We start from the raw sequence: 13,562 nt of genomic DNA, 5'->3' as shown, positions 1-13,562 counted from the left end.
CTCGCGATGCAGGCACCTCGGACCATCAGGCTTACCGAGTTGATGCCATCGCGAGCAAGCCCGCCGCCACACAAAAAGCGCGCCCTCAGAACATCGGCCGAGCCGAAGCAATCGCCACTACCACCAAGCCGATAAGCAGATTAATGCCCACCAATCTGCGAATCTCCCCCAACGCAGCCGCACCCGCCGGCCAGTCCTCAGCCGCGACCGCTGCGCGCAACTGCGGGAACTTCAACGCTTGAATGCGGATAAACAGCGCCGTCATCACCACGTACAAGCCCATCATCACTTGCACATAACGCGGCGCGGTTTCAAACCCGCTGAAACGCAGTTGCAGCAAGCCCACACCGCTGATCGGCAAAACCACAACGGCCACCCACACCCACACAAAAAAACGTTGAAATACATTTGCCCACAACTTTAGCCGGGCAGGGCCTTCAAGTGCCGTCATTGCGGCGGGTCGCAGGATCATCCAGGCGAAAAACATACCGCCCACCCAGAACAGGGCGGCCAATACATGCAGGGTGTAAGCGAGGCTAAACGCGATCATTGTAGTACTCCGTTCTGCGCGGGATTAATTAGCGGGGTATGATAGCGGCCGATCCGAACCACTGAAAATTTATCCAGCGTTTTTTGCGCCCGACTATCCATGATCAGCACTGAACTCAAAACCACGATCCAGGGCGCTTATTCGCGTTTTCTCGAAGCCAAGAGCTTGAAACCGCGTTACGGCCAACGCCTGATGATCGCCGAAGTGGCCAAGGTACTCGGGGATATCGACACCGACGACGAAGGTCGGCGCAGTGGCGACCCCGCGATTGTGGCCGTTGAAGCCGGTACCGGTACCGGTAAAACCGTGGCCTACAGCATCGCCGCGATTCCCACCGCCAAGGCCGCCGGCAAGCGCCTGGTGATCGCCACCGCGACCGTCGCCCTGCAAGAACAGATCGTTTACAAAGACCTGCCCGACCTGATGCGCAACAGCGGCCTTAACTTCACCTTCGCCCTGGCCAAGGGCCGTGGCCGCTACATGTGTTTGTCCAAGCTCGACGTATTGCTGCAGGAAGGTCACGCGCAAACCGCCACGGCGTCGCTGTTTGAAGAAGAAGGCTTCAAGATTGAGGTTGATGAAGTCAGCCAGAAGCTCTTCACCAGCATGATCGAGAAACTCGCCGGCAATAAATGGGACGGCGACCGCGACAGCTGGCCCACCGCGCTGGAAGATGCCGACTGGGCGCGCCTGACCACCGATCACAGCCAGTGCACCAACCGGCATTGCCCGAACTTCGGCCAGTGCGCCTTCTACAAGGCCCGCGAAGGCATGGGCAAGGTCGACGTGATCGTCACCAACCACGACATGGTCCTGGCCGACCTGGCGTTGGGCGGCGGCGCGGTGCTGCCGGACCCGCGCGACACCCTTTACGTGTTCGACGAAGGCCACCACCTGCCCGACAAGGCCATCGGCCATTTCGCGCATTACACGCGCCTGCGCTCGACCGCCGACTGGCTCGAAACCACCGCCAAGAACCTCACCAAGTTGCTCGCCCAGCACCCGCTGCCTGGCGACCTTGGCAAGCTGATCGAGCAAGTGCCGGAGCTGGCGCGCGAGATCAAGACCCAACAGCAATTCATGTTCAGCGCCTGCGAGCAGGTTGCCGACTTCAGGCCCGGTGAAGACGTTGAAGGCCGTGAGCGGCCACGTCACCGCTTTGTCGGCGGGTTGATCCCCGAGCACATGCGCGAAATGGGCATTGAGCTGAAAAAGGGTTTTTCGCGGCTGACCGACCTGTTTACCCGCCTGACCGACCTGCTCAAAGAAGGCATGGATGGCGAAGTCAATATCGGCATCGCCAGCAACCAGGCCGAAGAATGGTACCCGCTGTTCGGTAGCTTGTTGTCGCGCTCCCAGGGCAACTGGGAGCTATGGACCGCGTTTACCGTCGAAGACCCGGAAGACAATCCGCCCATGGCGCGCTGGCTGACCCTGTCGGAAAGCGGCGCGCTGTTCGATATTGAGGTCAACGCCAGCCCGATTCTTGCGGCCGAAATGCTCCGTCGCAACCTCTGGAACGTCGCCTACGGCTGCCTGGTTACCTCGGCCACGCTGACTGCGCTGGGCACTTTCGACCGTTTCCGCATGCGTGCCGGCCTGCCGAAAAAAGCCGTCACGGCGGTGGTGCCGAGCCCGTTTCACCACGCCGACGCTGGCGTGCTGCGCGTGCCGGACCTCAAGGCCGACCCACGGGATGCACCGGCGCATACGGCCGCGATCATTCGCGACTTGCCGGGCCTGGTCGAAGGTTCACGCGGCACGCTGGTGCTGTTTTCTTCGCGTAAACAGATGCAGGACGTGTTTGACGGACTCGACCGCGACTGGCGCAAGCAGGTGTTTATCCAGGGCAACCTGTCCAAGCAGGAAACCCTGAACAAGCATAAGGCGCGGGTTGATGGTGGCGATTCCAGCGTGCTGTTCGGGCTGGCCAGCTTCGCCGAAGGCGTGGACTTGCCCGGTGCTTACTGCGAACACGTGGTGATCGCCAAAATCCCGTTCTCGGTGCCGGATGACCCGGTCGAGGCCGCGCTGGCCGAATGGATCGAAGCGCGCGGCGGCAACCCGTTCATGGAAATCTCGGTGCCGGATGCCTCGTTGAAGCTGGTCCAGGCCTGCGGCCGCTTGCTGCGCACCGAAGAAGACCGCGGCACCATCACCTTGCTCGACCGTCGTTTGGTCACGCAGCGCTATGGCAAAGCTATCCTTAATGCTTTGCCGCCGTTCAGGCGCGAAATATCTTGAGCCCGCGTGGGCGAATTCGCCCACTGCGTGGTCTATCTCACCGCCAACATTTTGTGTCATCAGGCCAGTCATCGGCCGTCAGGGAGAACCTTGTTCGTATGATTCACACGCTGCCCGCTCTTTTTGCCCTGCTGTTCGCCGCGCCTTTGATGGCCGCGCCCGCCGGGCAACAAACGCTGTTCAACTTCGTCCGGCCTGCCGATGTGGTCAACGTGGCGACCCAGGACGCCAGCCTGCCGCAATACAATGCCGAACAGACGCCCGAAGGCGAGGTGCTGCGCCGCATCACGTTTAACCCGGCAGCCGAACCGAGCCTGGTGCTCAGCCCGCAGACCGGCGTGTGGGACTGGTCGCAGTCCGGCGCCATGAGCCTGCGTATCCAAAGTGCCATGGACTGGGCGCTGACCCTGTACGTCAAAGTGCAGAGCACGGACGGCAAGACCCTGGTCAGCCGTGTCGACCTGCCAGCAGGCCCGGCGCAGACGTTGCTGATACCGCTGCAAGCCAACTCGCCGCTGAGCCAGGGCATGAAGGCCGGCCCGCCGATGCCGATCACGCTGGATGGCCAGCGTGTATTGCTGGCCAGCAGCGCCGGGGCAATCGACCGCAGCCAAGTCGCGTCGGTCAGCCTGTCGATGATCAAGCCCGCCGCCGCCCAGAGCATCCTGCTGGAACGCTTTGGTGTGCAGGACAGCGAGCCGGTGCTGAAGGCCGCCTATAGCGAACTGGTCGATGCGTATGGCCAATCCACGCGCGCGCGCTGGCCGGAAAAAGTCAGCAACGACGAGCAACTCAAGGCCGCAGCGACCAAGGAGCAACAGCAGCTCAAGGGCTGGCTGGCTGAGCGCAACAAAGCCTCCCTGGACCAATACGGCGGTTGGAACAAAGGCCCGGCGTTCGACGCCAGCGGGTTTTTCCGCACTGAAAAGCGTGACGGTCGCTGGTACCTGGTAACGCCCGAAGGGCATCCGTTCTATTCGTTGGGCGTCAACACCGTGGCCCCGGACAATAACCAGACCTACGTGGCTGGCCGCGAGTGGATGTTCGGCGCGCTGCCGAAGGCGGGCGAGCCGTTCGACAAGTACTACGGCCGTGGTGATAACCGTGGCGGCAACGGCGCCGATCAGGGCCGGGGCTTTAATCAGGGCCGTTGGTACGATTTTTACGGCGCCAACCTGCAGCGTACGTACGGCACCGAAGGCTTCGACCAAAAGCGCTGGGTCACGCACACCCTCGACCGCTTGCAGGCCTGGGGTTTTAATACCGTGGGCAACTGGAGCGACGAAGCGTTAGCCAGCGCCGACCGCGTGCCCTACACCTTGCCGCTGTCGATTGTCGGTGACTACGCCAGCATCAGCACCGGCACCGATTGGTGGGGCGGCATGCCCGACCCGTTCGACCCGCGCTTTGCCATGGCCACCGAACGCGCTGTGGCCATTGCTGCCCGCGATCACCGTGATGACCCGTGGCTGATCGGCTTTTTCGCCGACAACGAGCTGGCGTGGGCCGGCCCCGGCGACGCTGCAAAATCCCGTTACGCGCTGGCCTACGGCACCCTGCGCATGACCACCGACGTACCGGCCAAACGCGCGTTCCTCAAGCAACTTCGCGACAAGTACCGTAACGAAGAAGGCCTGTCGAAAGCCTGGGGCATCCATTTGTCCGGCTGGGAATTGATGGAAGACCCAGGGTTCGAGCCGCCGATGCCAAACCCTGAACACCCGGAAATCGAAGCCGACTTCAAATACTTCCAGAAGACCTTCGCCGATGCCTATTTCAAAACCATCTCCGACTCGCTGAAATGGCACGCGCCGAATCAGTTGCTGCTGGGCGGTCGTTACGCCGTCAGCACCCCGGAAGCGGTGGCGTCCTGCGCGCAGTATTGCGATGTGCTGAGCTTCAACATGTACACCCTCAAGCCCCAGGACGGTTATGACTTTGCAGCCTTGCACGCATTGGACAAACCGGTACTGATCACCGAATTCAACTTCGGCTCGGCGGACCGTGGCCCGTTTTGGGGCGGCGTGACCCAGTTGGCCAAGGAAGAAGACCGGGGCGCGGCGTACAGCAACTTCCTCAAGCAGGCCATGGCCGAGCCATCGATTGTCGGCGTGCACTGGTTCCAGTACCTGGACCAGCCGGTAACCGGTCGTCTGCTCGACGGCGAGAACGGCCACTTCGGCCTCGTCGGCATCACCGACGTGCCGTTTCAGGGCTTCGTCGACAGCGTGCGTAAAAGCAACCTGGCGGCGGTCGATCAACTGGGCAAAGAGGCGCAAAAAGCCAAGGCTGCCGGCGCTGCGCGTGAAAGTGAAGGCAGTAAGGCGGGGCATCAAGGCAAAGCCGCGGGGCCGGGTGCCGGGCATGTCGGCGGGCACTCTGGAAATGGCCATTGATTGAGCGTTGACGGGTTCACAAAACCGACAATGACTGGAACAATGTCGGCCACTTTTTACAGTGTTTTCCGAGGCGGTTCAGGTGCAGATTCAGGGTCATTACGAACTCCAGTTTGAAGCGGTGCGGGAAGCGTTCGCCGCATTGTTCGACGACCCGCAGGAGCGTGGTGCCGGGCTGTGTATCCAGGTCGGCGGGCAAACCGTGGTGGACCTGTGGGCCGGCACCGCCGACAAGGACGGTGCCGAGGCCTGGCACAGCGACACTATCGTCAACCTGTTCTCGTGCACCAAGACCTTTACCGCCGTCACCGCGCTGCAATTGGTGGCCGAGGGCAAATTGCAACTCGACGCCCCGGTCGCCAACTACTGGCCCGAGTTCGCGGCGGCCGGTAAAGAAGCCATCACCCTGCGCCAGTTGCTCTGCCACCAGGCGGGCTTGCCGGCGATCCGCGAGTTGCTGCCGGTTGAAGCCCTGTACGATTGGCAATTGATGGTCGACACCCTGGCGGCCGAAGCCCCGTGGTGGACGCCGGGCCAAGGCCATGGCTACGAGGCCATCACCTACGGCTGGCTGGTTGGCGAGTTACTGCGCCGCGCCGACGGGCGCGGGCCGGGTGAGTCGATTGTGGCGCGGGTTGCGCGCCCGTTGGGGCTGGACTTCCATGTGGGCCTGGCGGACGCAGAGTTTTACCGTGTTGCGCATATAGCGCGCAGCAAAGGCAATAAAGGCGATGAAGCCGCTCAACGCGTGTTGCAAGTTATGATGCGCGAACCGGCGGCCATGACCACGCGTGCATTTGCCAACCCTCCGTCAATTCTGACCAGCACTAATAAGCCCGAATGGCGGCGCATGCAGCAGCCAGCGGCAAATGGTCACGGTAATGCGCGCAGCCTGGCGGGTTTTTATAGCGGGTTGTTGGACGGTAGTTTGCTGGAAAGCGACATGCTCGAACAATTGACGCGCGAACACAGTATCGGCCCGGACAAAACCTTATTGACCCAAACCCGTTTTGGCTTGGGCTGCATGTTGGATCAAGCGCAACTGCCGAATGCCACTTTCGGCCTTGGCCCACGTGCGTTTGGGCATCCTGGTGCCGGCGGTTCGGTGGGGTTTGCCGACCCGGAACATGATGTAGCGTTCGGTTTCGTGACTAATACACTCGGGCCTTACGTACTTATGGACCCGCGTGCACAGAAGTTGGTCAGAATATTGGCCGGTTGTCTGTAAAGAGCTTGCTGTTTCACGTTTTTTTGTTACAAAGGCAAGTATAAGAAAGGCGCTGAACGAAATGTGCTTACTTTAATGTTCTGTAAGCGTCTGTTTAACGGGTCATCGAGACCCCCTGGTTTTTTCTCATTGTGTGGATACCTCATGTTATCGAACAAGTCCTTGGCACTGGCGCTGTGCCTAACGATTACTGGCTGCGCACAAACACCACAAAGTGATGCCGAAGGTGGGCATTGGTGGTCATTTGGATCTGACAAGGCCGCTACCAAGGACGCAGTGACCCAGACCGACGTTAAGCCGGATGCCAAACCAGCCGCTGGCGCCAAGCCTGCCGCGCCAGTTGCCGCCGCTGCTCCAGCGCCTGCCGCTGCCGCCGCGCCGGCTCCGGTCGCCAAGGCTGACACTGGCTTCAACTGGTGGCCGTTCACTACCAAGAGTGCCGACGAAAAGGCCGCCGATGCCAAGGCCGACCTGCAAGCCGACCTCAAGGCCGCCACCCCGGCTTCGACGGCGGACGCAGCCCCGGTTGTTGCCAAGACCGACACCGAGGCCAAATGGTGGTGGCCGTTCGAAAGCAAGCCAAAGCCATTGGCCAAGGTCGACGTGACCAATGTGCAGATGCCTGACCCGAAAATCACTCAGGCCTGGCTCGACGACTACGAGCCGCGCCTGCGTGACGCCATCAAGGACAGCAACCTGCAATTGGAGCGTCGCGAAAACGTTCTGGTCGTGATCGCTCCGGTTGACGGCTCGTACAACCCGAAACGCCCGGCGATGCTGTTGCCAGTGACCCTCGGCCCATTCACCCGTGTTGCCAAAGCAGTTGAAGGTGACCCGAAGACTGCCGTGCTGGTACTTGGCCACGTCGACACCAACGGTGCCGAGCCTGTTAGCCAGGCGCTGACCCGCGAGCGCGCGCAGTCCATTGCTTCGATTTTCAGCCTCAGTGGCTTGAAGCAGGATCGCCTGATGATGCGCGGCATGGGTGACCTGATGCCACGGGCTGCCAACGACAGCACCCAAGGCCGTGCGCTGAACCGTCGCATGGAAATCATGTTCACTCAGCGCACCACCATGCTGGCCTTGCTGAGCAAGTACAACTCGGGCAAGGCACCGGTTGCCGACATGGTCGCTGTGCAAGCTGCGCCGGCACCGGTAGCAGCGCCTGCGGCGAAAAAAGCGGTGCCGGCTAAAAAGGCCCCGGCCAAGAAAGTCGCCGCCAAGCCAGTCGCCAAAAAAGCTGCTGCCAAGCCTGCGGCGAAGAAACCTGCGCCGAAGGCCGACGCGCCAGCCTCAAACGACCAGGCGAAAAACTGATCCGTTGAAACACAAGGATAAAGCCGCATGACCCAGGCACTGGCCGATATGCGCCGTGACTACACACGGGACGGTTTGAGCGAGGCCCAGGCCCCGAGCGAGCCGTTTGCACTGTTCCACCAGTGGTTTGGCGATGCGGTGAAAACCGAGCAGCCACCGGTGGAGGCCAATGCCATGACCTTGGCCACGGTCGACCAGGACGGTCGCCCGCACTGCCGCATCTTGCTGCTTAAAGGCCTGGATCCGCAGGGCTTTACCTTCTTCACCAACTATCAGAGCGCCAAGGGCGAACAGCTTGCGGCGCAGCCTTACGCGGCCATGACGTTCTTCTGGCCAACGTTGGAGCGCCAGGTGCGCATCGAAGGGCGGGTGGTCAAGGTCACACCGCAAGAGTCGGATGCTTATTATCAGGTTCGACCTTTGGGCAGCCGTCTTGGGGCCTGGGCATCACCGCAGAGCCAAGTCATTCGTGACCGCGAACAATTGCAGGACTTGCTCAAGGCCACCGAGCAGCGTTTCAGCGATACCCAGCCCGATTGCCCCGAGCATTGGGGTGGCTATCGCCTGCTGCCCGAGCGGATTGAGTTTTGGCAAGGCCGCGCCAGCCGCCTGCATGACCGCTTGAATTACCGCCTGCAAGCGCACGAATGGATTCGCGAGCGCTTGGCGCCCTGAGCGCGACCTTTCATCATCCCGCCTGAATGTTGCCCGCCACACCGAGGTCTCTGTGCAAGAGGCTTTGGGCGTGTGCGATTGCGCGACTAGAATAGTCAACAGACCCGTGACATTCATTGAAACAAGGTGAATGTCACCGTTTGTCGATTTTTCTGGTGCTGACAGTCTGTACTAAGGCTGAATGAAAGCAATTTTCTGACGTGCTTGCCGTGACAGGCGCCAAGCTGCGGCGTCTAATGAACACCTGTCCTTTGGAGTTGATGCTATGCGTAAGTCCGTTTTACTAGTTGCCTGCTTTACCACCCTGTCGTTGCTGCTGGGTGGCTGCGCCTCGAGTCTGACCGGCGACTCGTACTCCCGAGACGAGGCGCGTCGTGTACAGACTGTTCGCATGGGCACCATTGAGTCCTTGCGCCCGGTGAAAATCGAAGGCACCAAGACCCCAATCGGCGGCGCCGCAGGTGCAGTCATTGGCGGCGTTGGCGGCAGTGCCATCGGCGGCGGTCGCGGCAGTATTGTGACCGCGGTGATCGGCGCGGTAGCCGGTGGCCTGCTGGGTTCTGCGACTGAAGAAGGCCTGACCCGTACCCAAGGCGTGGAAATCACCGTTCGCGAAGACGACGGCAGCATGCGCGCTTACGTTCAGGCGGTTGAAGAGAACGAAATCTTCCGCATCGGCGACCGTGTCCGCATCATGACCGTCAACGGTACCAGCCGCGTCACGCGCTAAGCGTCAGGTGTAGAAGTACAAAACCCCAACCGGGTGACCGGTTGGGGTTTTTTGGTTTCAGGCGCCGGGGCTGCTCATCCCAACGTGAGCAAGCACCCTCGCCACAGGTGGGTGGCTCAAATCTGAAAGTGTTTGACCATCGTATTCAATTCATGGGCCAGGCTGGCCAGTGATTGCGAGGCGGCAGTGGTTTGAGTCGAGCCTTCGGCTGACTGAATCGACAACTGCTGAATGTTCAGCAAATTGCGATCGACCGCCCGAGCTACGTCGGCCTGCTCGGCCGCCGCGGTGGTAATCACCAGGTTGCGATCGTTGATCTCATTGTTGGCCGCCAGAATATCCGCCAGTGCCTGTTGTGCCAGCTCGGCCAGCGCCAGGGTTTGCTGGGTCATGGCGCTGCTGTCGAGCATGGTATGCACGGTGCTGGCAGTGTTGGTCTGAATGCTGCCGATCATCTGTTCGATTTCCTGGGTGGATTGCGCAGTACGGTGGGCCAGCGCGCGAACTTCATCGGCGACCACCGCAAAACCACGGCCCGCTTCACCGGCGCGGGCGGCTTCGATGGCCGCGTTCAGCGCGAGCAGGTTGGTTTGCTCGGCAATGGTGCGGATCACATCAAGCACTTTGCCGATGCCCTTGGCCTGTTCGGCGAGGCCGCCCACTTGCCCGGAGCTGACTTCAACACCACGGGTCAACGCCTGGATAGCGTTCAGCGCCTCGACCATGCGTTGCTGGCCCTTCAAGGCGATGCTTCGCGACTCTTGGGAGAGGTCGGAAGTAGAGGCCGCATTTCTTGCGACTTCTTCAATCGCGGTGGTCATCTCGGTGACGGCTGTGGCCGCCTGCTCGATTTCCCCATGTTGCTGTTGCAGGTCGCGGCTACCTTCGGCCGTCACCGCATTCAGTTCTTCAGCCGCCGCCGCCAGTTGGCTGGATGAGCCGGTTATTTGCCGCAGGGTCTGCACCAGGTTGTTACGCATGATCTCCTGGGCTTTGAGCAGGCGCGTGGCCTCGTCGTTGCCGGTTGGATTGATCGGCTGGGTCAGATCACCCTTGGCAATGGTTTCGGCAGCATGCACCGCTTCAATGATCGGGCCGGTAATGCTGCGGGTCAGCAGCCAGGCAACCAGAATCGTGCCGCCACTCACCAGCAGGATGACGATGCTGATGCCGGCTACCGCATGTTCATAAGCGCTTACGGAGGTCTGGCCGGCCTGTTCAGCACCTTTGTTGGCGAGGTCTATCAGTTGATCGAAGTTCTTGGTCATCTGCTCATAACTTTCTCGAATGCTGTTGAGAAAGTCGCGGGCGCTCGCCTTATCGCCCGAGCGCGAGCGTTTGAGCATCTCGGTATGGTTCTTCGCGTACGCATCCAGGCTTTGGTTAAACGCCTCCAGCTTGGCTTTTTCATCCGCGTTGCGCAGCAGCGCCGCGTAGTGCGTGAGCTGCTCTTTGACGCTTTTCAGGCGGCCTGCGGATTTATCTTCATAGGTCTGCATGTCGGCGTCGCTTGACGACAGGATGTGCGCCATTTCGCCCAAGCGAAAACGGTCAAGCGAAGCGTTCGCCAAGGCCAGGATCCTGACGCGCTGCATCCAGTTGTTTTGAATGTCGGCCGCCTGCGACTGGACTTCGCCAATCTGCTTGAGCGCGAACAGGCCGAGAAACACACTCAGTGACGCAATGGCGGCGAAGGCGATGAAGGCTCTGGCAGCGATTCTTATATTTCTCAGGAACATGGGGTTGTCGCTCGGGCTGGGTACGCGTTGATGAGCCGTGTCGGCGGGGGGTTCAAGCGGCATTCACGTCGCCACATCACCCGCCACACCAGCTAGTCGGCGGCAAGCTGAAAGTCTTTAGGCACGCACAGGCGCAATGTCGACTTAATCTCGGTGGCAGAAAAGAAAAACCCCAGACGGGTGACCGGCTGGGGTTTTTGGGGTGCTTCAGAGGGCTCAGGTTTTTTTGCGACTCGCCATCGCGGTCACCGCGTAACCGATGCAGGCGGCCAGGATCGACCCGGTCAAAATTCCCATGCGGTCTTCGCCTGCGAATTCACTGGCACCCGGCACAAACGCCAGCGAGCCAACGAACAAGCTCATGGTGAAGCCGATGCCGCACAGGATAGCCACACCGAACACTTGGCCCCAGTTGGCGCCGCTGGGCAGCGCGGAGAGGCCGGTTTTCACGGCCAGCCAAGTGAGGCCGAACACGCCGATGGTTTTGCCGATCAGCAACCCGGCGGCGATACCCATCGGCACATGGTGAGTGAAGCTTTCCAGGCTAACGCCCGTGAGCGACACGCCGGCGTTGGCAAAGGCGAACAGCGGCAGAATGGCGTACGCCACCCACGGGTGCAGGGCGTGTTCCAGCGTGAGCAGCGGCGAGGGCTCGGCATTTTTAGTGCGCATCGGGATGCAAAAGGCCAGGGTCACGCCGGCCAGCGTCGCGTGTACGCCACTTTTGAGCACGCACACCCACAGGATCAGGCCGATGATCAGGTACGGCCCCAGTTTGATCACGCCCAGGCGGTTCATTGCGATCAAGGCAATCAAGCAAGCGCCAGCGCCTGCCAGCGCGGCACCGGAGAGGTCGGCGGAATAGAACACGGCGATGACGATGATCGCGCCCAAGTCGTCAATGATCGCCAGGGTCATCAGGAACAGTTTCAGCGACACCGGCACGCGCTTGCCCAGCAAGGCCAATACGCCCAGCGCAAAGGCAATGTCGGTGGCCATCGGAATCGCCCAGCCTGCGAGCGCGGCGGGGTAATCCTTGTTGATCGCCCAGTAAATCAGCGCAGGCACGACCATGCCGCCAATCGCCGCTGCGCCGGGCAACACCACTTGCGACGGCTTGGACAGGTGGCCGTCAAGCAGCTCGCGTTTGACCTCAAGACCTATCAGCAGGAAAAACAGGGCCATCAGGCCATCGTTGATCCACAGCAGTGCAGGCTTGGCGATTTGCAGCGCGCCCACTTGCGCGACCACGGGCACCTCAAGAAAGGCGTTGTAGAGGTGCGACAGCGGTGAGTTGTTGATGATCAGCGCCAACGCGGCAGCGGCAATCAACAGCAGACCACTGGCGGCCTCCAGCTGGAAGAAACGGGTGAAAGTGCTACGCAGAGGCAAGGGATGCTCTCCAATCCGAGTTCAATAGGGGCGTACCCTAACCCGTACGGTTAGTTGTTAAAACAAAAGTTATATTCTTATTTGTTATAAGCGCAGGGCAGGCGCTGTGTTGCGTTAACGCCCGGCAATTGTGTGTCCAATTGCGTGGTTACTGTATCTGTGTGCAGTGTAGGAAACGCCCTAAAATTGGGGCTGAAATCTTCAGAGACGCACCTTATGAACGACCACCGTACCTGGGCCTGCGACGCCATTCGCATCATCGAAGCGGATTTTCAGCGCAGCGCCGACACGCACCTGATCCCTTTGCCATTGCCGGGGTTGCCGGGTATCGAGTTGTACTTCAAGGACGAGTCCAGCCACCCCACCGGCAGCCTGAAACATCGGCTGGCGCGTTCGCTGTTCCTGTATGCACTGTGCAATGGTTGGCTCAAGCCCGGAGCCCCGGTGATCGAGGCGTCCAGCGGTTCGACGGCGATTTCGGAAGCGTATTTTGCGCGTTTGCTCGGCCTGCCGTTTATCGCGGTGATGCCCGCCAGCACGTCCCAGGAAAAGATCGCGCAGATTGCCTTTTATGGTGGCAAGAGCCATCTGGTGAAAGATCCGACGCAGATTTACGCCGAGTCCGAACGGTTGGCGCAGGAAAGTGGCGGGCATTTCATGGACCAATTTACCTACGCCGAGCGGGCGACAGACTGGCGGGCGAACAACAACATCGCCGAGTCGATCTTCCAGCAGATGCGCTTTGAACATTATCCGGAGCCGAGCTGGCTGATTTCCAGCCCCGGCACCGGCGGCACCACCGCGACGCTCGGGCGTTACGTGCGTTATCGCCAACATTGCACCCGCGTGCTGTGCGCCGATGCCGAGCGCTCGGTGTTCTTCGACTTTTACCAGAGTGGTGACGCCAGCCTGCGCCTGGATTGCGGCTCGCGTATTGAAGGCATCGGTCGGCCACGGGTTGAGGCGTCGTTTCTGCCCAAGGTGATTGATGCGATGGTCAAGGTGCCGGACGCGCTGTCGTTGGCGGCGATGCACTATTTGGCTGAGCGCCTGGGGCGGCGGGTTGGCGGGTCCAGTGGGACGAACTTGATTGGCGCCCTGATGGCCGCGCAGCAGATGAAAGCGGCGGGTGAGTCAGGTTCGATCGTGGCGATATTGTGTGACGGTGGGGAGCGGTATGCCACCACCTATTATGATCAAGCCTGGTTGTCGGGGCAGGGGTATGAGCTGGGCGGCTTGATTGCGGCTGTCGCTGCGAGTGTCGAGCGCGGCGAGCCGCTGCCGCCAACGG

General features: G+C 60.8%; 10 protein-coding genes and 1 pseudogene. 7 read left to right on the top strand and 4 right to left on the bottom strand.

What is annotated here, in order from left to right:
- Positions 1 to 85: 85 nt before the first annotated feature.
- Positions 86 to 550, bottom strand: a complete 465-nt coding sequence (locus AO240_RS19935) for a CopD family protein (protein WP_099238589.1) — start codon at positions 548 to 550, stop codon at positions 86 to 88.
- Between the two features lie 99 nt (positions 551 to 649).
- On the opposite strand from AO240_RS19935, the gene dinG reads away from it, so the two are divergent.
- The 6 genes from dinG (at position 650) to AO240_RS19905 (ending at position 9,140) form a co-directional block, all read left to right on the top strand.
- Positions 650 to 2,794, top strand: a complete 2,145-nt coding sequence (dinG, locus tag AO240_RS19930) for an ATP-dependent DNA helicase DinG (RefSeq protein ID WP_099238587.1) — start codon at positions 650 to 652, stop codon at positions 2,792 to 2,794.
- Positions 2,795 to 2,892: 98 nt separating this feature from the next.
- Complete coding sequence (locus AO240_RS19925; protein ID WP_099238585.1) at positions 2,893 to 5,190, top strand: beta-galactosidase; 2,298 nt, start codon at positions 2,893 to 2,895, stop codon at positions 5,188 to 5,190.
- Between the two features lie 82 nt (positions 5,191 to 5,272).
- Positions 5,273 to 6,418, top strand: a complete 1,146-nt coding sequence (locus AO240_RS19920; RefSeq protein WP_099238593.1) for a serine hydrolase domain-containing protein — start codon at positions 5,273 to 5,275, stop codon at positions 6,416 to 6,418.
- A gap of 144 nt (positions 6,419 to 6,562) precedes the next feature.
- A complete protein-coding gene (locus AO240_RS19915) occupies positions 6,563 to 7,735 on the top strand; it encodes an OmpA family protein (RefSeq protein ID WP_099238583.1) in 1,173 nt (390 codons plus the stop codon).
- A 27-nt stretch (positions 7,736 to 7,762) separates the two neighbouring features.
- Complete coding sequence (gene pdxH, locus AO240_RS19910; RefSeq protein ID WP_099238581.1) at positions 7,763 to 8,410, top strand: pyridoxamine 5'-phosphate oxidase; 648 nt, start codon at positions 7,763 to 7,765, stop codon at positions 8,408 to 8,410.
- Between the two features lie 265 nt (positions 8,411 to 8,675).
- Positions 8,676 to 9,140 carry a glycine zipper 2TM domain-containing protein gene (locus tag AO240_RS19905; RefSeq protein ID WP_056857494.1) on the top strand — a complete coding sequence of 155 codons (465 nt, stop codon included), beginning with the start codon at positions 8,676 to 8,678 and terminating at the stop codon, positions 9,138 to 9,140.
- Between the two features lie 116 nt (positions 9,141 to 9,256).
- Here the strand turns inward: AO240_RS19905 and AO240_RS29390 are convergent, their stop codons facing one another.
- The 3 genes and pseudogenes from AO240_RS29390 to nhaA form a co-directional block, all read right to left on the bottom strand.
- Positions 9,257 to 10,120, bottom strand: a complete 864-nt coding sequence (locus tag AO240_RS29390) for a methyl-accepting chemotaxis protein (protein ID WP_371918661.1) — start codon at positions 10,118 to 10,120, stop codon at positions 9,257 to 9,259.
- Positions 10,115 to 10,879, bottom strand: a pseudogene (locus AO240_RS29385) (MCP four helix bundle domain-containing protein); the annotation flags it as partial. The pseudogene AO240_RS29385 and the gene AO240_RS29390, both read right to left, overlap by 6 nt.
- A 216-nt stretch (positions 10,880 to 11,095) precedes the next feature.
- Positions 11,096 to 12,271, bottom strand: coding sequence for a Na+/H+ antiporter NhaA (gene nhaA, locus AO240_RS19895; protein ID WP_099238579.1), 1,176 nt, complete (start codon positions 12,269 to 12,271; stop codon positions 11,096 to 11,098).
- Positions 12,272 to 12,487: 216 nt separating this feature from the next.
- Between nhaA and AO240_RS19890 the strand changes: the two genes are divergently transcribed.
- On the top strand, positions 12,488 to 13,562 hold a 1,075-nt coding region (locus AO240_RS19890), incomplete at its 3' end, for a PLP-dependent cysteine synthase family protein (RefSeq protein WP_099238577.1).

The organism is Pseudomonas sp. ICMP 460 (assembly GCF_002723595.1).
GTDB classification, from domain to species: domain Bacteria; phylum Pseudomonadota; class Gammaproteobacteria; order Pseudomonadales; family Pseudomonadaceae; genus Aquipseudomonas; species Aquipseudomonas kitaguniensis.
Note: the sequence above shows the minus strand (reverse complement) of the source record. Positions and strands in the feature narration are given on the sequence as shown.